Source organism: Brochothrix thermosphacta DSM 20171 = FSL F6-1036 (assembly GCF_036884295.1).
Lineage (GTDB): Bacteria > Bacillota > Bacilli > Lactobacillales > Listeriaceae > Brochothrix > Brochothrix thermosphacta.
On sequence record NZ_CP145608.1, the window covers coordinates 1,834,555 to 1,859,096 of the forward strand.

Below are 24,542 nucleotides of genomic sequence, written 5' to 3' on the forward strand. Positions count from 1 at the left end.
GTGATTTTTTCAGTATTACAATGTTAAAAGGCTGAAGTTACTTGCGCTTTAATCTAATTCAACTAATAGATCTGCGGTTTCAATTGCGTCTCCGGCTACAACATACACTTGTTTCACTGTGCTGTCGTATGGCGCTTGAATTGTCGTTTCCATCTTCATTGCTTCTGTAATCAAGATTGGTTGACCTTTTTCAACTTTATCACCTGGTGATACAAGTACTTGTAACACGCTTCCTGGCATTGTTGCACCAACATGTCCTCGTACTGAAGGCTCAATTTTACGTCGAGTTGCTATTGTGCTTGTAACGTTATTATCTTTAATTGTCACTTCACGTGGTTGTCCATTTAATTCGAAGTAGAACACTCGCGTACCATCTGGCATAGCTTGTGAAATTGAGTTAAGTTTAATATTCAATGATTTACCACGTTGAATTTCAACTTCAATTTGCTCGCCCAAACGCATGCCTTTAAAGAATGTAGGTGTATCTAATTTTGTTAAATCACCATATTGTTCAACCATTTTAGTGTAATCTACAAATACTTTTGGATACAATACATAAGAAATAATTTCTTGTTCTGATGGTTCATAACCAATTAATCCTGCTAATTCAGTTTTCACATCATCAAAGTTGATTGGCTCTAACAAAGTACCTGGTCGTACAGTAATTGCTTCACGGTCCTTCAAGATAACCAATTGTAATTTTTCTGGGAAACCTTGATAAGGTTGTCCTAATTGACCTTCAAAGAATGAAATTACAGACTCAGGGAAATCAACTGCTAAACCTTTTTCATAGATGTTTTCTTCATCCAGATCATTTTGCACCATAAAGAGTGCCATATCTCCGACTACTTTAGATGAAGGTGTTACTTTAATAATGTCACCGAACAACAAGTTTACTTTCATGTACATTGTCTTAACTTCTTCCCAACGATCGCCTAAACCAACAGCGCGTGATTGTTGCTGTAAGTTAGAGTATTGTCCACCTGGCATCTCATGATCATAAATCTCTGTTTGCGGTGCATTAAGACCATTTTCAAAGTCTGTGTAATAACGACGAACATCTTCCCAGTAACGGTTGATTGCTTGAGAGTTTTCTGGGTTTAAATTCGGTGTACGACTACCATTCACTTGACCGTAGTATAACGTTGTCATACTTGGTTGTGATGTTGAACTAGACATCGCACTTGTTGCTACATCGACAATATCAACGCCTGCACTAATTGCAGCTGCATAAGTGTAGTTACCATTACCACTTGAATCATGAGTGTGTAAGTGAATTGGAATATCCACTGTATCTTTTAACTCACTTATTAAACGATAAGCAGCTTGTGGTTTTAAAATACCAGCCATATCTTTAATAGCTAAAATATCAGCTCCGACAGAGACAAGATCTTTCGCTAAGTTTTTATAGTAATCAATATTGTATTTCGGACGATTTTCATCAAGAATATCACCTGCATAACAGATTGTTGCTTCTACAATTTTATTAGCGTCTTTTGTTGCTTCGATTGCTGTTTCCATGTTTGGAATCCAGTTAAGACTATCAAAAATACGGAAAACATCGATACCTGAATCTGCTGATTGTTTAACGAATTCACGCACAACATTGTCAGGATAATTCATATATCCAACTGCATTTGCTCCTCGTAATAACATTTGGAACAATACATTTGGTGCTTGTTTACGTAAAGTTTCTAAGCGTGACCATGGATCTTCATTTAAGAAACGATAAGCAACATCGAACGTTGCCCCACCCCACATCTCATAAGAGAACATGTTTGGTAATAAACGAGCCATAGCAGGTGCAATGCTTGTAATGTCTTTAGAACGCACACGAGTAGCTAATAACGATTGATGTGCATCACGTAAAGTTGTATCTGTTAGTAATACTTCATTACGCTCTTTAATCCAATCAACAACTGCTTGAGGTCCACCCTGTTCCAATATTTGTTTTGTTCCTGCTGGAGGCGCAACACTAAGATCAATTTTCGGATAACGAACGGCATCAAATAATTCTTTTTCCTTGTGATCAATTCCAGGGAAGCCGTTTACTGTTACATTACCAATATAGCGTAATGTTTTGCTACCACGATCTCGTAATTGTGGGAATTCAAATAATTCAGGCGTTGAGTCAATAAACGATGTATTGTAGTTACCGCTAATAAAGTTAGGGTGTTCAACTACATTTTTCAAGAACAAAATGTTAGTTTTAACGCCACGGATACGGAATTCGCGCAAGTTACGTTCCATTTTACGTGCAGCTTGATCAAGCGTCATACCCCAAGTACAAATCTTAACGAGCAATGAATCGTAATAAGGTGTGATCTTAGTTCCTTGGAAACCACTACCTGCATCTAAACGCACACCAAAACCACCTGGAGAACGGTATGTATTAATAACACCTGTATCTGGCATAAAGTTATTCAATGGGTCTTCTGTTGTAATACGACATTGAATAGCAGAACCATTAATACGGATATCTTTTTGAGCAGGAACTCCTACTTCTTTATCAAAAATATTCATACCATCTGCAACATAAAGTTGTGTTTGAACGATATCAATACCTGTAATTAATTCTGTAATTGTATGCTCTACTTGAACACGAGGGTTAACTTCGATAAAGTAAAAACCTTCATCAGAAACTAAAAATTCAACTGTTCCAGCATTTACATAATCAACATTTTTCATTAACTTAACTGCAGCATCACAGATAAGCGCACGACGTTCATCGCTAAGCGTTGCACAAGGTGCTACTTCAACAACTTTTTGGTGACGACGTTGTACCGAACAATCACGTTCAAATAAATGCACAATATTTCCGAAATCATCTCCGAAAATTTGAACTTCGATATGTTTTGGATTGATAATACATTTTTCAACATACACTTCATCATTCCCAAAAGCAGCTTTCGCCTCAGAAGAAGCACGTTCAAAACCATCTTTAACTTCACTCTCATTGTTGACGATACGCATTCCACGTCCACCACCACCAAGAGCAGCTTTGACCATAATTGGATAACCTACTTCATTAGCGAAAGCTTTTACTTCTTCTAAATCCGAAACGGGCCCATTTGAACCTGGAATAACAGGGATACCTGCTAATACAGCTTGTTCTTTAGCTTTGATTTTATCACCAAACATATCTAAATGAATTGGTTTAGGTCCGACAAACTTGATGCCTTCTTCCTCACAACGTTTCGCAAATTCTAAGTTCTCTGATAAAAATCCGTAACCAGGGTGTATTGCATCAGCACCCACTTCTTTAGCCACTCTAATGATATCTTCTATGTCCAAATATGCATCTATTGGTTTTTTATCTTCACCTACAAGATATGACTCATCAGCTTTAAAACGATGCAATGAAGCTGCATCTTCCTTTGAGTAAACTGCGACAGTTTTAATATTTAATTCATTACACGCTCGTAGAATACGTATGGCAATTTCCCCTCGGTTTGCCACCAAAACTTTTTGTATGTTTTTCATAATAAACCTCCTATGTGATTGGAACATCTATTTAGCAAGTTGATACTTATCTTTACATTATAATATTAGTTCGTTACTAAAGTAAAATATTATTTTGGTATTGATTCTAAAACTTTCGTATTTTTGAGAAAAGATTATTTTTTTGTTAACCTTTTTTATAAAAATAACCTCATATTAGTTAAAAAAACGAACATATTCTGTGCAATCACAGAATATATCCGTTTAATTCATCTTAACTATTTGTCGTTTGTTCTAATCTGCGACGCTTATTCTTCATACTTATGTTTGTAACAATTCCCAATGGAATTAACAGCGCTATTAATGATGAACCACCAGCACTGATAAAGGGTAAGGCAACACCAGTTAAAGGCATTAAACCTGTTGCACCACCAAGATTGATGGCAGTTTGTACAAATAACCAACTTGCAACCCCATAACAAATGAGTGTTGCAAAACTATCGGTTGATTCTAAACCTACACGAATACAGCGATATATTAGGTAACCGATTCCTAAAATCACAAATGCAACTCCCATAAAACCAAGTTCTTCAGCTACAACTGCGATGATAAAATCCGTATGTGCTTCGGGTAGATAACCTAATTTTTGGACACTGTTACCCAAGCCCTGCCCAAAAAAACCACCTGAACCAATAGCATAGTATGAGTTGATAACTTGATGTCCTGTTGTACCCTCATACTGAAAAGGATCAGCAAAACTAATCAAACGATTCGCCCTATTTTGCCCTAGAACCGAGATAAACATTTGAGGAATATTTATTACCAATATATATACAAATCCTACTATTAAAATAAAGCCCGCATATAATTTAGCCAATTTTTTAAATTCTAAACCTGACCCAGCAATTAAAAACAAGGTAATCCCTGCATACATTAGTGACATTCCCACATCGGGTTCAGCAATTATCGTAATGATATAAAAGCCGAAAATCACAAGGGGTTTAAACAATTGATTGGTCGTTAAGGGTGTATCTGTTTTTTTCGAACTATAACAACGCGCAAGATAAAGAATAAGTGCTATCTTACAAAATTCTGCTGGTTGAATACCGAACAACCAACTTTTCGAACCATTAATTTCTTTAGCAAATAGTAAAACAGCTACCAATGAGGCTAAGCTAATAATAACCATCCAATACTGAACCTTTTCACGGTAAAAAAAGCGATAATTAAAATTTGCGAAAAAGAAAAAAACGAAAATCCCAATTACAGCAAATTTAATTTGCTTACTAAAAAAATAATATGGCGGAACTTCTTTTGCAATCGCTATTGTTAAACTTGAACTGTATACCATGATACAACCAAATATAACGAGAGCTAGCGTCGTAATCAGTATGCCATAATCAAAAAATCGTATGTTTTTTAAGATACCTTTTCTTGTTGAGTCAGGCATTATCATCTTCCATTCTATATTAAAGGATAAAAATAAAATAGAGCACAGCGCACCCTATTTTTTATTTTATAAAATTCATTGAACGATTATTCCTAAAATAAACAATCGCACTAATTTATTTGTTGAATGTCACAGACTCATGTAAACTAGCTAGTTGACGTTCAAGAGTCATCATAATATCTCTACCTTTATCGGCTTCGATTAAACCCACACGAACTGCGAAGTTGATTTCGCGTGATAGTCCGTACATTTGTGTATCTAAGACTTCTTCATAAGCTGGACATTGCGGTAATGTAAGATTATCCATCTGTACTTTTATAAGTTTCCAAATGCGGTTTGCATCGGTTTTCAAAGCATCATATGCTTGACGCTTCATTTCTTTTTCGTTCATCATACGCCACGCCCTTTAGTTTTATTCACTGCACAATACTTTACCTTAGTATAGCATGTTAAAATATTGGGTGCAATTGGAAACAGGCCTCAAAAAAAAAATGATAATAAAATTTTGAAATTTCAACACTTTTAATATATTATAAGATGTATGAGGTGATATTTATGAAAGTTCAATGTGTTCTTTGTGATTCACGAGAAGAAATTGATGATAGCAGTATTGATTCAAAAAAAATAAGAAACCATCCGCTGTATTTATATACATGTCCTAAATGCACTAAACGGATTTCGCAACAGACATTGATTCGGATCAATTCAAAAAATTACGATCCTCACCGTCCTAAAAGCGAATCGTTTTACCGACTATAAAATGCTAACTCCTTGAGCCTATTGTTGAGACTCAAGGGGTTTTTTTATCAAAAAAAAAATCTGAGGAAAATATCCCCAGATGTTTTTACGATACGCTTATTTAGATTTTTTTTGTGCTTTTTCACGTTCGTTTTTGTTCAAGATTTTTTTACGTAAACGAATTGATTCAGGAGTTACTTCACAGTACTCATCATCAGCTAAGAATTCTAATGATTCTTCAAGCGTTAATTTACGTGGTGTTTTGATAACGTTAGTTTGATCTTTGTTAGCAGAACGAACGTTAGTCATTTGTTTTTGACGTACGATGTTAACAGTGATATCACCGTCACGGGCATTTTGCCCAACAATCATACCTTCATAAATTTCAGTACCTGGTTCAACAAAGATAGTTCCACGGTCTTCAACTTGCATGATACCGTAAGTCGTAGCTTTACCAGTTTCCATAGAAACAAGTGCACCAATACGACGTCCACCTACGTAACCTTTTTGTACAGGTTGGTAGCTATCATAAGTATGGTTGATGATACCGTATCCACGTGTTAATGACATGAATTCAGTTGTGTATCCAATTAAACCACGAGAAGGAACAAGGAATTGTAAACGAACTTGTCCGCTACCGTTGTTTTCCATGTTTTTCATTTCACCTTTACGAGAAGATAATGATTCAATTACGCCACCCATGTATTCTTCAGGAACGTCAACTTGAACATCTTCGTAAGGCTCACATTTTTTACCGTCGATTTCACGAACGATAACTTCTGCTTTAGAAACTTGTAATTCGAAACCTTCACGACGTAAGTTTTCGATAAGAATTGACAAGTGTAACTCTCCACGACCAGAAACGATCCATGCATCAGGTGTTTCAGTAGGTTCTACACGTAAAGAAACATCTGTTTGTAATTCAGCTAAAAGACGTTCTTCAATTTTACGTGATGTTACGAATTTACCTTCACGACCAGCAAATGGTGAGTTGTTAGTAACAAATTTCATTTGAAGTGTTGGTTCATCAATACGAAGAACTGGTAAAGCATCTAATTGGTTTTGAGGAGTAACAGTTTCACCTACGAAAATGTCTTCCATACCAGAAACGGCAATTAAATCACCAGCTTTAGCTTCTTGAATTTCAACACGTTTAAGACCAAGGAAACCAAATAATTTAGTTACACGGAAGTTTTTAACTGTACCGTCTAATTTAATTAATGATACCGATTGTCCAACTGACATTGTTCCACGGAAAACACGTCCGATACCAATACGACCAACATAGTCATTGTAATCTAACAATGATACTTGGAATTGTAATGCTTCATCAGAGTTATCTTCTGGAGCAGGAATTGCATCAACGATTAAGTCAAATACAGGGTCCATAGTTGATTCTTGATCAGCAGGATCAGAGCTTAATGAGCTTGTTCCGTTAAGAGCTGATGTGTAAACAACTGGGAATTCTAATTGAGAATCATCTGCACCTAATTCGATGAATAATTCTAAAACTTCATCAACAACTTCTTCAGGACGTGCTGAAGGGCGGTCAATTTTGTTTACTACAACGATTGGTGTTAATTTTTGCTCAAGAGCTTTTTTCAATACAAAACGTGTTTGCGGCATTGTACCTTCATAAGCATCAACGATTAAACATACACCGTCTACCATTTTCATGATACGTTCTACTTCTCCACCAAAATCGGCGTGTCCAGGTGTATCCATGATGTTGATATGAGTACCTTTATAGTTGATTGCAGTGTTTTTAGCTAAGATTGTAATACCACGTTCTTTTTCGATGGCATTGCTATCCATTGCACGTTCTTCAACTTGCTCATGGTCATTATATGTCCCTGATTGTTTTAATAATTCATCGACGATCGTTGTTTTACCATGATCGACATGGGCGATAATTGCAACGTTTCTTAAATCTGTACGTTTTGTCATTTTCTTATTTTCACTCCTACTTATTCGATTCTATACTACTGCCAAAAGAGGCATTTTATAGCTGAGATTTAGTCCTAAAAAAAAATCTTTTTACACAATTAAAGATTATATCACAAGTTTTTATTTTTGACTAATTAATTTCTGTCTTTTTTATATAGTCAGTGCTTAATGTTTGATGAACTTCTTTTGATGCTATCATTAAGCTACCAGTTTCTAAGACATTTATTTCACTGCCATCAATACGTGTGACTTCTAAATTTAATTCTTTTGCCATGATGTAACCTGCAGCAATATCCCACGGCATTAAACTGCGTGATATGTAACCATCTGCTTGCCCTACAATTACTGCCATCATTTCAAGTGACGCAACACCATAAAGTCTCACTGCACGAGCACGCCTGCCGGCATCAGCTAGATTTAAATAGTTGGAAGCTATAATTCCAAAATTCATAATCAGCAAACTTTCTTCCAGCAATGGGTCAACACGTAAACGTTCAACTTTAACATTATCAACAAAGACTCCTTCGCCAACTATACAACTATACACCGAACCGCGCTCAACATCAAATACATATGCTAATTGTCCGTGATTTTCTTCAAATATTCCTAAAGAAATGGCGTAGTTCGCTTGTTGTTGAACAAAATTCAGTGTGCCATCGATGGGGTCAAGTATCCAGGTAACGCCTTTAAAGGTGCTGAATTTATGCGCATCATCTTCTTCAGCCACCAATTGATGTGTTGGAAAAAACTCAGCAATTTTTTTCGCAAAAAACTTTTCGATTTTTTTATCTACACTAGTTACCAAGTCACTAGGCCCCGTTTTTTCACTAATCTGATATTTACACTCCGCCACCTCTTGCTTGATAATGCCACCCGCTTCAAGCAACCACTCTCGTGCAAGACGATCAATCTCTTTTGTATTCATGTAAACACCTCTTTCAGTTTGATTATCCTTTTATTTTAACACATCCTTATTCAATGAGTGATACCCCTTTGCTATAAAATAAATCCCTTGCTGTTATGTTTGCCTATATTCCGTTATAATTGTATAAATAAGAATAATTATAATTTAGGAGGCACCACCCATATGACATTTAACGGCTTTCCAAAAGAAGACTTTCAAAAAATGAATCTCCCTGGATTAGATTTAAGGATGGCATTCTTGAAAGAGACAATTCAGCCTAAATTTTATGAATTAGGCGAATCACTAACAACACACCTCAGTGCCTCTCTAGGCAACGAAATGTTCTTACATGTAGCGAAACATGCTCGACGTTCTGTAAACCCTCCTGATAGCACATGGTTGGGTATTTGCCACAATAAACGTGGATACAAGAAGCATCCCCATTTCCAAGTTGGCATTTGGAACGACTATATCTTCCTCTACCTTGCATTTATATATGAAACAGAAAACCGAACAACTATTTCAGATTCGTTTTTAGATAACCAAGAACTCTTTCAATCTTTACCCGAAGATTTTGTTATTTCGCCTGATCATACTGCAAAAGATTACCTGCCTTTGACAAAAGATAATCTTACAGAAACATTAACTCGATTCAAAACAGTAAAAAAAGGCGAATTTATGGTCGGAAAAATAATTTTAAAAGACGACCCTCTTTTGCAAGAGCCATTAGCACTTGAAAAGGAAATTGAAGAGAGCTTCACTAAACTGTTGCCGATATATAAGTTATCGATGTCATTATAGCGCTATCATAACCTTACCATTGATAAATCAACTAATTTTAGCTATACTAATAAGGTTGAGAATATCTCGAAAGGAGCCTGTATATATGAACGTAATAAATAAACCGCAAGAACCAGACCCCCAGTCAGAGCAGCAGGACAGGAACAGTATGTGTCCTAACAGCTTTAACAGGCTCTTGTTTCTGGTTCTGCCTTCCCACTAATAGTCGTTATAAAATGAGGAGGTTTCAATTATGCTACAAATTTTCAAAACAGACATGGCTTCAGGCCAATTGCTCGAATTACAAGAAATTGAAGACCAATGCTGGATTAACTTAGTCAGCCCAACAACGGAAGAAATCAACCAAATTGTAGAACAAACAAGCGTGCCGGTTGAATTTTTACGTGACCCACTTGATAATGATGAAAGTTCTCGTATCGAACGTGAAGATGATAATGTGCTTATCATTGCCGATTTCCCTATTGAGAACACTGATGATGATGTGAGCTCTATCTCATTCGAAACAATGCCGTTGGGGATTATTATCACCAATAAAGTGTTTATTACCGTCTGTTCAGAAAACTCACCAATTTTACAATCATTCATTCATCAAAAAGTGCGCAATTTCTATACGCACATGAAAACGCGTTTCGCTCTACAAATTCTATATCTTGTTTCGACAAGTTACTTACGTTTACTCAAACGTTTAAACCGTCATTCAGATCGAATTGAAAAAGAACTACATCGTTCAATGAAGAACAAACAATTGTATGATCTCATGGGAATCGAAAAAAGTTTAGTGTACTTCGTTACCTCTTTGAAATCAAATAAATTAGTGTTAGATAAGATGTTTCGTCAAAATATGATTCGCATGTATGAGGAAGACCAAGACCTGTTGGAAGACGTTATTATCGAAAATCGTCAAGGTCTTGAAATGGCCGATATACATAGCAATATTTTAAGTGGGATGATGGATGCCTATGCTTCTATCATTGGTAACAACATGAATATTGTTATGAAATATCTTACATCAGTCACAATCATCCTCTCATTCCCAACAATGGTATTCAGTTTTTACGGTATGAACGTTAAATTACCATTTATGAATAATGAATATGGGTGGATAATCGCAATTGGCTTCGCAATAATTATTGCAGTAGTCACAGCCTTTGTTTTCTCTAAAAAGAAATTCTTTTAAAACCTAAAGGTTCTGATAGCTCATTTAAAACTAAAAAGAATTGGAAAAAACCACTTGATGATATTTTTACAGTCATCGGGTGGTTTTTGAAATTTTTAAAAGTTTTAGCTATTAGAACTGGAAATAATAAAGGTTCTGATAGCTCATTTAAAACTAAAAAGAATTGGAAAAAACCACTTGATGATATTTTCACAGTCATCGGGTGGTTTTTGAAATTTTTAAAAGTTTTAGTATTAGAACTGGAAATAATAAAGGTTCTGATAGCTCTCTCAAAACTGAATAAAATTGAAAAAAGCAATATAATGAAATTATTACAGTCACTATATTGCCTTTTAAATTTTAGAACGCACACTAAATTAAAAAACCCGTATTATTCTGATTGTTTTCATCAGGACAATACAAGCTTTTTAAATTAAGTCTTATTTCAAAAATAACTTTAACGAATCTACTAGCTTATTCGGATTAACCACATAACTATCGTGTGTCTCATTTTCAAAGACTAACAGTTCAGCTTGCGGTAAAGCCTTTGCTAACTCGCTAAACGTTTCTGGACGAAAAACATCATTTTCTCCCGCAATAACTAATGTTGGACTATTTATTGTTGTAACTTCTTCCAATCTTATTTGCGGTTGATCTAGCATCAATTTAATTAAAGGTGATTTAGTTTGCTGATATTCCAATTCCAAAAGCATATACTCTGCTTTTTTAAACGCAGCTGGTGATAAATTGACACCTAATAATGCCAGTCTTTCCATCGGTATTCCAAGAAGTGCCAATTTAATTCCAATGATTGCACCATCACTAAAACCGATTATTCGAATGGGTTGTAATTTCAGCTCAGCAACAAATGCCACGATATCCTGCGCCATCGTTTCATAACTATAATCAGTTGTCTGTGTACTCTCACCATGATTGCGACTATCAATCGCATAAACAGTATAAGTATCTGCTAATTTGGCTTGTAATTTTTCAAAAACCTGATGATCCTCACCATTACCATGTAGCAACAATACTACCGGACCACTGCCTGACTGGACATAGTTTAACTCAATACCATTAACCGTAATTTTCATAATCGACCTCTTCTCACATTTTCACTATTTTACGTGTTGTCGATTTCATCTCTTGAATTGTACGATAAATTGAATAGCCGCTTTCTTTTTCAAAATCTGCACCTAAGCGCTTTTCTTCACCAATACTTTTAACTACTTTTTTGAATTCTTTATAAGCTGATTGCAAATCTTCCACAGCAATCCCTTTTTCATAAGCAGATTCTATTTTTTGTAAAAACTCAACAACAGCGATTGTTTCATTTGTTGTCCAAGCAACATCTATTGGATAACTATAGTTATTCATTTTCACCACTCCTTTATCTTTATTCAACATATTTTATTATAAGGCTATTCTTACTTAAACAAAAGGATTACACTATAGAAAGAGAATAAACGTTCATTTAACAAAATAATAGCTGGAGGATTTTATGAAAAAGATTTTGATTTACCTCTTTATATCGCTCAATCTTAATGCATTTGGCAACGCCCTTACGATTAAAATAAATCTCGGTAGCGCACCCTGGACTGGACTTGCAACAAATGCCGCCTTTTTTTTCAAAGTACCGATTGGTGTAACATTAACTGTTGTTGGAGTAACGGCACTTATTATAAACTATTTCGCTTACAAAGATTCATCAGTCAAAAGATCAATGTTTAACCTTTTGTTTTTACTATCCTTTAGCTATCTTGTTGATTTATGGTATTACATCTTACCGGATATCACAATTGAATCTTATACCATTCGCTTAGCTTTAAATATTCTTGGTATTATTTTTATTGCCGCAGGAGTTTCAATTTATTTACGATTAAATGTCGTATTGCATCCAGTAGACGAGTTATTACAAATATTCAGACTACAAGTTTATCGTGGCAATGTTGTTAAGGCACAAATAACAAGCCTTTCAATTCCATTACTCGGCTCATTAGTATTTTGGATAGTAAGCGGTAATTTATATGCCGTTAACGTTGCTACACTTTTTTCATTTTTATTTATGGGCTATTTTATTGTCTTTTTCGACAAATATTTTTTCCCGAATTTAAAATTAAATGCACAAATTTCAAATAAGTGATAATTAAAATTGTCACCCTTAACATCAGTAATTAAAATCATTGTTGGCACCCGACTATATGTTAGCCATTTTATTAACAATACAATTCACTTTCACTTTTCACAAACTACAGTTATACTAAAAGTATCTTAGCATGAATGTCTAAGATGGTTTCGCCTATTCTACCAAAATGTTTGAATGGAGTGGTTAGATTGAATAAAGACGAAATGTTAAACAAAGTAAACGAACTTGTAGGTGAAGGAAAAATAGAAGGTGCAAAAGATTTTATCGCTGAACATAAAGATGGTTTAGGTGAATATGCTGAAAAAGCAAAAGCACTAACAGAAAACTTCGATACAAATAGTATTATTGATAAAGTTAAAAATTTATTCGGTAAGTAATATCAAGCAAAAACCAGTTGGAAATTCCAACTGGTTTTTTATTTATGAAAAAGTATAATCCCCTACTCAAATTAACCCATTTCCAAAATAGTATCGATTGCACTTAACACTTCTTCACTCTCTTCATGCGTTGTTAAAATGATACCTTTTCCCTCAGCTAATTTAACATTTATAAGTTTGTACAAAAGCAGCTTTCTTTTTTTATCGATAGAAGCAAATGGTTCATCTAAAATATACCAATCTTTATCTAAAGATAACAAAATAATAACATAAAGAAATCTTTTTTCTCCACCCGATAACATTCCCCATTGCTTTTTTAACAAATTATTAAGATCGTTTCTTTCAATTATATTATCACTTAAATCAAAAAAAGAGCTGATATTTTTATTGTCGTCTATCCCCTAACTAAATTTCAAAAAATCCATTCCTGATAAACGATCCGAAAAATAAATATGTTGATTAATGTAAATGATTTTTTCATTCCCAAAAATACAATTTCCCTTAGTTTTTTTCAATCCGGATATATAATCCAATAACAATGTTTTTCCAACCCCATTATCACCAACTAATAAATTATATCCTTTTGAGATTGTCATGTTAATTTGTTTATCCACAAAAGGAATCGTTAAGTTTTTTATTTCAATCATTAGCCTACCTTCTTTCATTTGAAGTTGGTTCAAAATTTAATACAGCATAAAGACTTAACATTATAATTACTATTGCAGATAAAACAAAGATAAAGATATCTTTTACGCTATGACTTATTAGCAAGTTCGCCAAATTCAATAGTGGATTATATTTATTGATAGCATGATTAGTATTCAAAAGGATAAACAAACTAAAAATGACTATAGTGAATATTGAATTCACTGTATTTGCATGTATTTTCTTTAGCAAAGTAATATTGTAGCCTAAAAAAGCTACTGGAATACAAGCGAAAATTGTTAATGTGCTATAAATTAATAATTTGAAAAAGGATAGTGGTAAAATTGTAACTACTATTAAATTTAATAAATTCACACTAATAAAACTGAATATAACTTGCGTTAATAGATTACCAAGAAAAAAATACAATGGTGAATTTTTAATAGAAAAAATAGTCTTTAAGCTACCAGTTTCTTTTAACTGTAAAGCATAAAGACCCACTCCGTATATATAACAGCAAACGATAATATAGACCCACCAATAGGATAAATCCCATTCATTGTTAACATTTTTTCGATTCATAAAAAACGTTATTACCGGTAGTAAAATTGACCACAGTAACGGAATTTTGTCTTTCAAAAGCATTTTAAGATTAAATACTGCATAGGATTTAACAACGGTTAACATGTTTCCCCTCCTTTATGGAAATGGTAATAATTTCGATTTTTCTTTCACCTGAACATATTTTACTTTGGGAATCTTCTGTATTAAGCAATAAATACCAGAATAAAAACCAGAATATTCCGTCAATTTAAGATGTTTCAAATTTCTTTAAATATTTTGATGGTATTCCTTCCAGACGAAAAATATATACTATCTATTTAAAAAAACTGGCTATTGACAAAACAAACTTAACATACGCCGCATTATAAAGCAACTATGGAACAAGTTGCTTATCTTTAAAAAGCAGATTAATCAACTAAGTAGATTCCTAATTTTCACCTCTACTATATTTTGCTGTATTTACAAAAAAAAGAACCCCTCACAGCTCAAGAGCTGCAAGGAGTTCAGTCTTTATTACATGTGGATTGGCATACCAAGCGCAAGCTCAGCAGCTTCCATTACTGTTTCACTTAATGAAGGATGTGCATGAATTGTTAAAGCGATATCTTCAGCGTTCATACCTGCTTCGATAGCTAAACCAATTTCAGAAACAACATCACTTGCATTAACACCTACAACTTGACCACCAATTACAAGGTTGTCAGATTTGCGAGTGATTAAGCGTACAAAGCCTTCAGGAGCGTTTAAAGATAACGCACGGCCGTTACCGCCTAATGGGAATTTTGAAGCTTTAACATCATAACCAGCATCTTTTGCTTCTTTTTCAGATAATCCAACTTGAGCGATTTCTGGATCAGAGAACACGATTGCAGGCATAACGATATAATCAACTTCTGAAGGTTCACCAGCAATTACTTCTGCTGCAACTTTACCTTCGTATGATGCTTTATGAGCAAGTGGAGCGCCAGCAACGATATCGCCGATTGCAAAAATGTTAGAAACACTTGTGCGACCTTGTTTGTCAACTTCAACTAAACCACGATCTGTTAATTTAACACCTGCTTGTTCTAAGCCAATTTCAGCTGTGTTAGGGAAACGACCAACCGTTACCATTACATAATCAGCTTCAACTGTTTCTTCTTTATCATTTGCTTTATAAGAAACGACAACGCCTGTATCTGACTCTTCAACACCTTGTGCTAAAGCTTTAGTTACGATAGTTGCGCCTTTGTCTTTCATTTTACGCTTAACAGGTTGTACCATATCTTTAGGGTATTGCGGTAAAATTTCATCGCCACCTTCTAAGATAACAACTTCAGTACCTAAGTTTGCAAAAGCAGAACCTAGTTCAGTTCCGATATATCCGCCACCAATGATGACTAATTTTTTCGGTACTTCTGGTAAAGCTAAAGCTGTAGTTGAGTTAAGTACACGTTTTGAATATTTGAAACCTTTGATTTCAATCGGTGTAGAACCTGTTGCGATAATCAAGTTTTTGTATGTGTATGTTTCAGCGCCATTTTCGTGCATTACACGAATTGAGCTGTCTTCACCAACATAAGCTTCACCTGCAACAACAGTTACTTTATTTTTCTTAAGAAGTCCAGCAACGCCTGAAGTTAATTTATTAACAACGCCGCCTTTCCATTCTTGAGCTTTCGTAAAGTCTAATTTGATATCTTCAGCTAAAACACCCATGATATCTGAATGTTGAGCTTCTTGATAACGGTGACCAATAGTGATCAATGCTTTTGAAGGAATACAACCAACGTTTAAGCATGTTCCACCAAGGTTTTCTTTTTCAATTAAAGTTACTTGTTGACCAAGTTGTGCGGCACGAATGGCAGCTACATATCCACCAGGTCCCCCACCAATAACGATTGTTTCTGCATCAATTGGAAAATCGCCTACTACCATAATTTATCCCTCCATTAATAACAATTCTGGGTCAGCCAGTAATCGTTTGATATGATTCATTGCATTTTGAGCTGTTGCGCCATCGATGATACGGTGATCGAAGCTTAATGATAAGGCAATTACTGGAGCAACTGCAACTTCACCATTAACTACGATTGCTTTATCAGCAATACGGCCAATTCCTAAAATAGCAACTTCTGGATGGTTGATAACTGGAGTAAACCATTGTCCACCAGCAGAACCAATGTTAGAGATAGTTGTAGATCCACCGCTCATTTCTGAAGCGCCTAATTTACCATCACGTGCTTTAACAGCTAATTCATTGATTTCAGCAGAGATAGCAAAAACAGATTTAGTGTTTGCATCTTTAACAACAGGTACTAATAAACCACGATCAGTATCAGCAGCGATACCAATGTTATAGTAATGTTTGTAGATAATTTCATCAGATGAATCATCGATAGATGCGTTCAATACTGGGTATTTTTTAAGTGCACTTGTTAATGCTTTAACAACATATGGCAAGTAAGTTAATTTAATGTCTTGTGCAGCAGCAACTTCTTTGAAACGTTTACGATGAGCAACAAGTGCAGATACATCGATTTCATCCATTAAAGTTACGTGAGGTGCAGTGTGTTTCGAGTTAACCATTGCTTTAGCAATTGCTTTACGAATACCTGACATTTTTTCACGAGTTTCACGTTCACCTGGAGCGATTGGTGCTGGAGCAGCTTTTTCAGTTGCAGTTGCAGCTGGAGCAGCTTCTTCAGTTGATGATGCTACTGCAGCAGAATCACCATTCAAGAATGCTTCAACGTTTTCTTTAAGAACACGACCTGCTTTACCAGAACCGGCAACGCTAGAGATGCTCACACCGTTATCACGTGCAAATTTACGTACAGATGGCATAGCAATAACACGATCATTTTCGCGTTCTACAGCTTCTGTCGCAACAGGTGCAGGAGTTGATGCAGGTGCTTGTTGAGCAGCTGGGTCAGGAGCGTTTACTGGAGCAGCTGGAGATTCAGGAGTTTGCTCTTGTGTTTCAGCTGGAGCAGCTTCTTCTTCTTGATCATTGTCATGACCTGGTGCGTCGATAGTGATTAATAAATCACCAACAACAGAAACAGTACCTTCAGTTACATGAACTTCTAATACAGTACCTGTTACAGGACTTGGAATTTCTTCAACACTTTTATCATTTTGAACTTCTAACAATGGCTCATCTTCTTCGATTTTATCGCCTGGTTTTACAAACCATTTTACGATTTCGCCTTCGTGAATACCTTCACCGATATCTGGTAATTTGAATTTAAATGACACTTTTATCCATCCCCTAACATTTCTATTAGTTTAAGCAATCACACAGAAAACATGCGATTGCTTATACTGTTTATATCTTTCAAGTTACAACGTTTCTAAATTAGAAAGAAAGAACTTCTTTAGCTTTGTTGTAAATATCTGTTTTGTTTGGTAACCAAGCAGTTTCAGCTTGAGCAAATGGGAACACTGAATCAGCAGCTGTTACACGGCCAACTGGTGCTTCCAAGCTAAGGATTGCACGATCGTTAATTTCAGCAACAACATGTGCTGCAACACCTGCTTGTTTTTGAGCTTCTTGAATAACAACCACGTGGTTAGTTTTTTCAATAGAAGTAACAAGTGTTTCAGTATCGATTGGGCTAACAGTACGTAAATCGATAACTTCTGCAGAAATACCTTCTTTTTCAAGATCTTCAGCAGCTTTTAATGATTCTTGAACCATTGCGCCATAAGCGATAAGAGTAATGTCAGTACCTTCACGACGGATGTTTGCTTTACCAAGAGGTACAGTGTAAGAACCTTCTGGAACATCTTCACGGAATGAACGGTAAAGTTTCATGTGCTCTAAAAATACAACTGGATCGTTATCACGAATAGCAGAGATTAATAAACCTTTTGCTTCGTAAGGAGTTGATGGAATAACAACTTTAAGACCAGGAGTTTGAGCCATTAATCCTTCTAAACTATCAGCATGCATTTCAGGAGTATGTACACCACCACCGAAAGGCGCGCGGAAAACAACTGGCATGTTACGAGTGTTACCTGAACGGTAACGAGTACGGGCTACTTGGCCAGCTACTTGGTCAAATACTTCGAATACAAAACCGAAGAATTGAATTTCAGCTACTGGACGGAAACCTTTGTATGCTAAACCGTTTGCTAAACCACCAATTGCAGATTCTGCAAGGGGTGTATCGAAGACGCGGTCAACGCCAAATTCTTTTTGTAAGTTTTCAGTTGCACGGAAAACACCGCCGTTGTTACCAACATCTTCACCAAAAACAAGTACGTTTTCATCGTTACGTAATTCTGTTGCAAGCGCATCAGTGATCGCTTGAATCATCGTCATTTGTGCCATGTTATTTCGACTCCTTTTCAGTGTAGATTGCAATTTGCTCTGCGATATTAGAAGTAGGCGCTTCAAACATGTTATTTAATAAGTCTGTAACTTTTTGTTTTGGAATCGCATCTGCTTCTTTGATTGCTTCTTTGATTTCTTCTTTAGCGCGTTCGATAACAGCTTCTTCTTGCTCTACTGTCCATAAGTTTTTAGACTCTAAGAATTTACGGAAACGAACGATTGGATCTTTCAATAACCATTCTTCATCCATTTCTTTAGTACGGTAACGAGTTGGATCATCACCAGCTAATGTATGTGGACCAAAACGGTAAGTTAATGTTTCGATAACAGTTGGGCCTTCACCATTGATAGCACGTTCACGCGCTTCACGAGTAACTGCATAAACAGCTAATGGATCCATACCATCAACAACAACACCAGGTACTCCAGCAGCAACAGCTTTTTGAGCTAATGTTGGTGCAGCAGTTTGCAATTCACGAGGAACTGAGATAGCGAAGCCGTTGTTTTGGATAACGAAGATTGCAGGTGATTTAAATGCACTTGCAAAGTTGATTCCTTCATAGAAATCACCTTGTGAAGAACCACCATCACCTGTATAAGTGATAGCAACACTTTTTTCACCGCGTTTTTGAATACCAAGAGCAACACCAGCAGTTTGTACATACTGAGCACCAATGATAATTTGTGGTGATACAAGATTTAAATCTTTAGGGTATTGATTTCCCGCAAAATGACCACGTGAGAATAAGAAAGCTTTCGCTAACGGTAATCCGTGCCAGATTAATTGAGGAACATCACGATAACCAGGTAAGATGAAATCTTCTTGTTCTAAAGCGAAATGAGTCGCTAATTGTGAAGCTTCTTGGCCTGCTGTTGGCGCGTAAAAACCAAGACGTCCTTGTTTATTTAATGATGTAGAGCGTTGGTCTAACACACGTGTCCAAACCATACGTTCCATTAATTCCACCATTTTTTCGTCAGATAAATCAGGCATGTATTCTGGGTTTACAACTTCACCGTTTTCATTTAACACTTGAACTGGTTCAAATTGTTTAGCGATTGCTGCAAATTGTTTCTTTACATCGACAATAACTTTTTTTTGCTTAATTGCCATGTTACTCCACTCCTTTTTTAGGTAATTGTTACCAAATCAGTTGATACTGTATAAAGCACATCTTTGATTGTATACTAGGTCAAGATTTAATGCAAAATAAATCGTATATGATATTATACAGCTTCCATGACTACTATAACAAACACACCCTATTTGGTCAAATATTGATACCTATTAAAACACAAAAACCTATGAAGCGCCTACACTTAAGCGTTTTCACGCTGAAATACCTAAAAAAAACAGTTCTCATCTGTTATATGACAGAAACGTCGTATACTAGTACACAAAAGTGATTGTTTTTAATTATATGTATTTTTAGATATGACTTGTTGCTAATAGCTTGATTTTGATTAAATTTTTAACCATTTATTGATTATATTTTAACTATTATTATGCACTCAAAAATTAACTATATTATGCACCTAAACAATTAAATGTTCTTTTGTGTTATTTTCTGATAATATATTAGTGATATAGGACATATTTTTAGCGTAGCACATACACTAAATTCTTCATATTTTAAAACAAACTAAAAATTTTAAGAGGTGTAACGGATTATGATTACAATGAAAGATATCGTTCGTGAGGGACATCCCTCATTAAGAGTAAAAGCAAAAGATGTAAATTTACCATTGTCTGCGGAAGACATTAAGATTGGAAATGACATGTTGACGTTTTTAAAAAATAGTCAAGATGAAGAAATTGCAGAAAAATATGAATTGCGTGCTGGGATTGGTATTGCTGCTCCACAAATCGCAGTAGAGAAACGTATTATTGCGCTACATTTGCTGGATGACCGTGAACGTCTGATTAGCCACGTTCTATACAATCCAAAAATTGTTAGTCATTCTGTTGAAGATGCATGTTTAGCTGGTGGAGAAGGTTGTCTTTCAGTGGACCGTGATGTCCCAGGATATGTTGTGCGTCATATGCGTGTCACTGTGTCAGCGTTTGATATTAATTCTAAACCTGTGAAATTAAGATTTAAGGGTTACCCTGCCATGTGTGTTCAACATGAAATTGATCATATTAACGGCATTATGTTTTATGATCATATAAACGATAAAGACCCTTACGAACTTAAAGATACTGTAACAGTGATTGATTAATTGTTTCTATTTAATATGAAATGAGGAACATTCTGTGTTTAAAAAACTCGATGGCTTCACTTTAAAGTTGATTGCGTTATTATCAATGACGATTGATCATATCGGTGTTTTCTTTTACTTGGATTCCGGTTGGCGCATTGTCGGCCGATTAGCGTTTCCAATTTTCGCTTTCTTATTAACGGAAGGGTATCGTCATACCCACAATCGTAAAAAATATTTTCTAACAATCGCCTTATCAGGTGTTATCATGCAAATCCCTCTTTTCTTTATGCAAGAACCAATGTTTAATATCTTTTTAACTTTGGCGCTTGGGATGCTCGCGTTATATGGCATTGAGTTTAAAAACTACTTCTTAGTCGGACTCATTTTACTGAGTGCTTGGATTTTTCCATTCGATTATGGTTTGTATGGTATTTTACTGATTATTGGTTCTTACCTATTGAAAAATCGTTGGCTGTTATTTTCCATCTATAGTTTAGCAATTGCTTTTTTAAGCCAATACACAGACCATCTTAGTGTTATTCAGCTTTATGCTATCGCGGCGTTACCTTTTATTTACATGTACAATGGGCAACGTGGTCGCAGTTGGAAATGGTTTTTTTACATTTATTACCCCCTGCATATCATTATAATTAACATCCTTGCAACGCTAGTGATGTATCTAAAACAATAGATTGAGAGGTTAACAACTATGTTTCAACACGTCGTACTCAAACAATTGCAAAATATTGCTGATGGAAAATTTGGTTTGGAACGAGAAAACTTGCGAGTGACAGCTTCAGGACGTCTTGCAATGACTCCGCATCCCAAATCACTAGGCGATAAGTGTTGCAACCCAGAAATAACAACCGATTTTTCTGAAAGTCAGATTGAAATTGTCTCACCTGCTGTCTCTTCAGTTGAAGCACTTTTACCTGAAATCAGCCGCATCAACGCTAAGGTGAAAAAAGGACTGGAAGATGAGTATTTGTGGATGCAAAGCGTTCCTCCTTGTCATTTACCGCCCGAAGATAAAATTCCACTGGCGCAGTTTGGTGTTCCTGGTGACGTTATCTATGAAAAAACAGAGTATCGTATGTATCTTGCTGCTAAGTACGGTAGTTATAAGCAATTGTACTCCGGTATTCATTTCAACTTTTCGTTTGACGAGGATCAATTGAATGAACTACTATCACTGGAACAACGTAATGATTTTTATATTCGATTAATGGCACAAGCTTTAAAATATCGTTACTTCTTAACGTTTGCACTAGCAGCAAGCCCTAAAACAATTAACGGTACGACCTATCGTTCTGCTCGCTTAGGAAAAGAAGGTTATCATAATACGCAGCCAATACTGTTAGATTATAGCGATACAGCCTCTTATCTCTGTTCTCTCAAAAAGGTGATTGATTCAGGCGTCATTGAAGGCTCTCGTGAACTTTATGAGTTGGTTCGTGCAAAAGGCACTAATATGGATGAGTTTAATTCACTTAAAGCTGAAATCAATCGAATTGAATTACGATTACCTGATTTAAATCCGTTTTATCCAGATGGTATTAATCCTGCCGATTTATATGTTATGCACCTTTATATTAAGTGGTGTAGCGGGTTAATCAACGATAGTTATACTGATGAAGAACAACTAATAGCTTCACAGTTATCGTTTGAAGCTTCGGAGTTAGATCTCACAGTGGCTGTTGAACATAAAATTAAAGCAATCTTTGATGCTCTTTTCGTTTATTTAGAGAACGCAGGGTTACCTTCTATTTATCATCAAAGTTTATTAGAAGCCTATGACCGATTCTTATACCCTAAAAAACGTTATGCTGAAAAATTATTACACGCTTATTCTGAAAGTTCATTTGAACAATTCAATTTAGAACACTCTATTAAATAACAGAAACGAAATTCCTATCGCTACTTTAAGATAAGAATTTCGTTTTTATTTTGCCTAAAACATTGCGGTGAAACCTTTTAATAATAGCGTTTGATAACTTCTTTATAAAAGATTTTTAATTCTGATGTAAAAACTCGGATTTATTTCTTGTACAATCCTTATCTGCTATGTATAATACTATTATCATAGAGTAAAGGAGCGAATTACATGTCTAAAAAAAGCATATTTTTGATAGCGATCATCAGTATATTAACCTTGGTCCTTGCTGCTTGTGGTTCAAACAATGCAGCCCCTGAAAAAAAATCAAATAATACCACTAATAAATCAGTTCATTTTGTTGAAACTGAAGATTTATTAACCCTTAATACAACTAATGAAGAGGATTTCGCAAGTTTCACAGCACAAAATCAAGTTTTAGAAGGATTGTATTCTCTCGATAAACAAGATAATGTTATCCCTGCAGTTGCTAAGTCATTGCCTAAAATTAGTGCTGATAAGAAAACATATACCATTCAATTACGAGATGACGCTAAATGGTCTGATGGTTCAGCAGTCACAGCAAAAGACTTTGTTTATGCATGGCAACGTGCTGTCTCACCTAAAACTGCACCTTCTTATTCAATTTTATTTGTAAATAGCATTAAAAATGCAAAAGAAGTAAATGAAGGAAAATTAAAAAGCAGTGAACTTGGCGTTAAGGCTGTCAATGACTATGAGTTACAAATCGAATTGATTAAACCCATCAGTTACTTCCCGTCACTTTTAAGTTTCCAAACTTTTTTTCCAATTAAACAAAGCTACCTAGAAAAACAAGGGGATAAATATGGAACATCAAGTGCCACAACTTTATACAATGGCCCTTTCACACTCAAAGGTTGGAGTGCTAGTGGCGATGGTTGGACTTATGTTAAAAACAAAAATTACTGGGATGCTAAAAATGTCAAAGTTGATGACATTAAAGTATCCGTTGTGAAAAATACAGGTACCGCCGTTAATCTTTATCAAAGTGGCGATGTTGATCGTGTCGTATTAGATGGTGAATTTGCTAAACAATATCGTGGCTCTAAAGATTTCCAAAATGAAAAAGATGCCCTTGTTGCTTATTTGCGTTTAAATGAAACTAAAGAGTCACCTTTAAAAAATAAAGACTTACGAAAAGCTGTCAGCTTAGCAATTAACAAAGAAACGCTTGTTAACAAAATTCTCGATGATGGTTCTTTTGTAGCTGACGGTTTTATTCCTAAAAATTTCATTAATAACCCAGAGACAAATGCTGAGTTTAGAACGGATGCTGGTACATTACAAAAACAAGACTTAAAAGAAGCTCAAACAGCATGGAAAGCAGCTCAAAAATCTTTAGGTAAAGACAAAATTAATCTTGTATACCTTACATCTGATAGCGACACAGATAAAAAAATCGCTGAATATATCACAGATCAACTTCAAAAAGACTTACCAGGTTTAACTGTTGAAATTAAAGCTTTACCAAGTAAAAACAAACAGCAAGCTTATTTCGAAGGAGATTATGACATTTCAGATGGTGCTTGGATGCCTGATTATAAAGATGCTACGACTTATCTTAATATTTTCGAATCTAAAAGTAGTCAAAATTACATTGGTTTTAAAAATACAACCTATGACCAATTATTAAATGATGCTGATAATAAAAACGCGGGTAACGATGAAGCACGCTGGAAAAACTTAGTGGCTGCTGAAAACATTCTTGTAAATAAAGAGTATGCCATCACACCACTCTATCAAAAACAAACAGCATTGTTACAAAAAGATCGTGTTGCTAATGTAGTAAAACATAACTTTGGTTCACCTTATAGTTATAAATATATCACTGTAAAATAACAAAAAAACGTATCGCTAAACAGCGATACGTTTTTTACTGAATACAAACGGCAAACCTAGGTCGTTACTCCTCACTCACATAGGATTACGTAC

Annotated in this window: 24 protein-coding genes; 10 read left to right on the forward strand and 14 right to left on the reverse strand. The window is 35.3% G+C overall.

Annotated elements, in window-relative coordinates:
- Positions 1-48: 48 nt before the first annotated feature.
- The 3 genes from V6S17_RS09230 to V6S17_RS09240 form a co-directional block, all read right to left on the reverse strand.
- Positions 49-3,483: a pyruvate carboxylase gene (locus V6S17_RS09230; RefSeq protein WP_029092357.1), complete on the reverse strand. Its 3,435-nt coding sequence runs from the start codon at positions 3,481-3,483 to the stop codon at positions 49-51.
- Positions 3,484-3,715: 232 nt separating this feature from the next.
- Positions 3,716-4,891, reverse strand: a complete 1,176-nt coding sequence (locus tag V6S17_RS09235; RefSeq protein ID WP_029092358.1) for an FtsW/RodA/SpoVE family cell cycle protein — start codon at positions 4,889-4,891, stop codon at positions 3,716-3,718.
- A gap of 115 nt (positions 4,892-5,006) precedes the next feature.
- A complete protein-coding gene (locus V6S17_RS09240; protein ID WP_029092359.1) occupies positions 5,007-5,285 on the reverse strand; it encodes a YlaN family protein in 279 nt (92 codons plus the stop codon).
- Positions 5,286-5,446: 161 nt separating this feature from the next.
- Between V6S17_RS09240 and V6S17_RS12695 the strand changes: the two genes are divergently transcribed.
- On the forward strand, positions 5,447-5,650 hold the full coding sequence (locus V6S17_RS12695) for a YlaI family protein (RefSeq protein ID WP_157759363.1): 204 nt from the start codon (positions 5,447-5,449) through the stop codon (positions 5,648-5,650).
- 96 nt (positions 5,651-5,746) lie between these two features.
- On the opposite strand, the gene typA is transcribed toward V6S17_RS12695, so the two are convergent.
- On the reverse strand, positions 5,747-7,576 hold the full coding sequence (typA, locus tag V6S17_RS09245; protein ID WP_029092360.1) for a translational GTPase TypA: 1,830 nt from the start codon (positions 7,574-7,576) through the stop codon (positions 5,747-5,749).
- Positions 7,577-7,706: 130 nt separating this feature from the next.
- Positions 7,707-8,501: an inositol monophosphatase family protein gene (locus tag V6S17_RS09250; RefSeq protein WP_029092361.1), complete on the reverse strand. Its 795-nt coding sequence runs from the start codon at positions 8,499-8,501 to the stop codon at positions 7,707-7,709.
- Positions 8,502-8,663: 162 nt separating this feature from the next.
- On the opposite strand from V6S17_RS09250, the gene V6S17_RS09255 reads away from it, so the two are divergent.
- From V6S17_RS09255 to V6S17_RS09265, 3 genes are all read left to right on the forward strand, one after another.
- Positions 8,664-9,281 carry a YktB family protein gene (locus V6S17_RS09255; RefSeq protein ID WP_029092362.1) on the forward strand — a complete coding sequence of 206 codons (618 nt, stop codon included), beginning with the start codon at positions 8,664-8,666 and terminating at the stop codon, positions 9,279-9,281.
- Between the two features lie 232 nt (positions 9,282-9,513).
- Positions 9,514-10,458, forward strand: a complete 945-nt coding sequence (locus tag V6S17_RS09260) for a magnesium transporter CorA family protein (protein ID WP_029092363.1) — start codon at positions 9,514-9,516, stop codon at positions 10,456-10,458.
- An 86-nt stretch (positions 10,459-10,544) separates the two neighbouring features.
- Entirely contained in the window at positions 10,545-10,874 is a 330-nt protein-coding gene (locus tag V6S17_RS09265) for a hypothetical protein (protein WP_029092364.1), read from the forward strand.
- 3 nt (positions 10,875-10,877) lie between these two features.
- On the opposite strand, the gene V6S17_RS09270 is transcribed toward V6S17_RS09265, so the two are convergent.
- A complete protein-coding gene (locus tag V6S17_RS09270; protein ID WP_029092365.1) occupies positions 10,878-11,531 on the reverse strand; it encodes an alpha/beta fold hydrolase in 654 nt (217 codons plus the stop codon).
- A 13-nt stretch (positions 11,532-11,544) separates the two neighbouring features.
- Positions 11,545-11,814: a UPF0223 family protein gene (locus tag V6S17_RS09275; RefSeq protein WP_029092366.1), complete on the reverse strand. Its 270-nt coding sequence runs from the start codon at positions 11,812-11,814 to the stop codon at positions 11,545-11,547.
- Positions 11,815-11,938: 124 nt separating this feature from the next.
- On the opposite strand from V6S17_RS09275, the gene V6S17_RS09280 reads away from it, so the two are divergent.
- Both V6S17_RS09280 and V6S17_RS09285 read left to right on the forward strand, forming a co-directional pair.
- Entirely contained in the window at positions 11,939-12,580 is a 642-nt protein-coding gene (locus V6S17_RS09280) for a YczE/YyaS/YitT family protein (protein WP_051457315.1), read from the forward strand.
- A gap of 191 nt (positions 12,581-12,771) precedes the next feature.
- A complete protein-coding gene (locus V6S17_RS09285) occupies positions 12,772-12,960 on the forward strand; it encodes a hypothetical protein (RefSeq protein WP_029092368.1) in 189 nt (62 codons plus the stop codon).
- A gap of 71 nt (positions 12,961-13,031) precedes the next feature.
- Here V6S17_RS09285 and V6S17_RS09290 read toward each other — a convergent pair whose 3' ends face one another.
- The 7 genes from V6S17_RS09290 to pdhA all read right to left on the reverse strand — a co-directional run bounded on the left by V6S17_RS09290 (position 13,032) and on the right by pdhA (position 19,604).
- A complete protein-coding gene (locus tag V6S17_RS09290; protein WP_211250371.1) occupies positions 13,032-13,358 on the reverse strand; it encodes an AAA family ATPase in 327 nt (108 codons plus the stop codon).
- Positions 13,359-13,361: 3 nt separating this feature from the next.
- Positions 13,362-13,607, reverse strand: a complete 246-nt coding sequence (locus V6S17_RS09295) for an ATP-binding cassette domain-containing protein (protein ID WP_211250369.1) — start codon at positions 13,605-13,607, stop codon at positions 13,362-13,364.
- 4 nt (positions 13,608-13,611) lie between these two features.
- Positions 13,612-14,292 (reverse strand): hypothetical protein, encoded by a 681-nt coding sequence (locus V6S17_RS09300; protein WP_029092369.1) that lies wholly within the window; start codon positions 14,290-14,292, stop codon positions 13,612-13,614.
- A gap of 390 nt (positions 14,293-14,682) precedes the next feature.
- A complete protein-coding gene (gene lpdA / locus V6S17_RS09305) occupies positions 14,683-16,086 on the reverse strand; it encodes a dihydrolipoyl dehydrogenase (RefSeq protein WP_029092370.1) in 1,404 nt (467 codons plus the stop codon).
- A gap of 3 nt (positions 16,087-16,089) precedes the next feature.
- Positions 16,090-17,409, reverse strand: coding sequence for a dihydrolipoamide acetyltransferase family protein (locus V6S17_RS09310; RefSeq protein ID WP_029092371.1), 1,320 nt, complete (start codon positions 17,407-17,409; stop codon positions 16,090-16,092).
- Positions 17,410-17,509: 100 nt separating this feature from the next.
- Positions 17,510-18,487, reverse strand: a complete 978-nt coding sequence (locus tag V6S17_RS09315; RefSeq protein WP_029092372.1) for an alpha-ketoacid dehydrogenase subunit beta — start codon at positions 18,485-18,487, stop codon at positions 17,510-17,512.
- A gap of 1 nt (position 18,488) precedes the next feature.
- Positions 18,489-19,604 carry a pyruvate dehydrogenase (acetyl-transferring) E1 component subunit alpha gene (gene pdhA / locus V6S17_RS09320; RefSeq protein WP_029092373.1) on the reverse strand — a complete coding sequence of 372 codons (1,116 nt, stop codon included), beginning with the start codon at positions 19,602-19,604 and terminating at the stop codon, positions 18,489-18,491.
- A gap of 557 nt (positions 19,605-20,161) precedes the next feature.
- Between pdhA and def the strand changes: the two genes are divergently transcribed.
- From def to V6S17_RS09340, 4 genes are all read left to right on the forward strand, one after another.
- Positions 20,162-20,713: a peptide deformylase gene (def, locus tag V6S17_RS09325; protein WP_029092374.1), complete on the forward strand. Its 552-nt coding sequence runs from the start codon at positions 20,162-20,164 to the stop codon at positions 20,711-20,713.
- A 34-nt stretch (positions 20,714-20,747) separates the two neighbouring features.
- Complete coding sequence (locus V6S17_RS09330) at positions 20,748-21,386, forward strand: TraX family protein (protein WP_029092375.1); 639 nt, start codon at positions 20,748-20,750, stop codon at positions 21,384-21,386.
- Between the two features lie 18 nt (positions 21,387-21,404).
- Positions 21,405-22,592 carry a hypothetical protein gene (locus V6S17_RS09335; RefSeq protein WP_069124504.1) on the forward strand — a complete coding sequence of 396 codons (1,188 nt, stop codon included), beginning with the start codon at positions 21,405-21,407 and terminating at the stop codon, positions 22,590-22,592.
- A gap of 207 nt (positions 22,593-22,799) precedes the next feature.
- On the forward strand, positions 22,800-24,449 hold the full coding sequence (locus V6S17_RS09340) for a peptide ABC transporter substrate-binding protein (protein WP_029092376.1): 1,650 nt from the start codon (positions 22,800-22,802) through the stop codon (positions 24,447-24,449).
- The last annotated feature ends 93 nt before the right edge of the window (positions 24,450-24,542 follow it).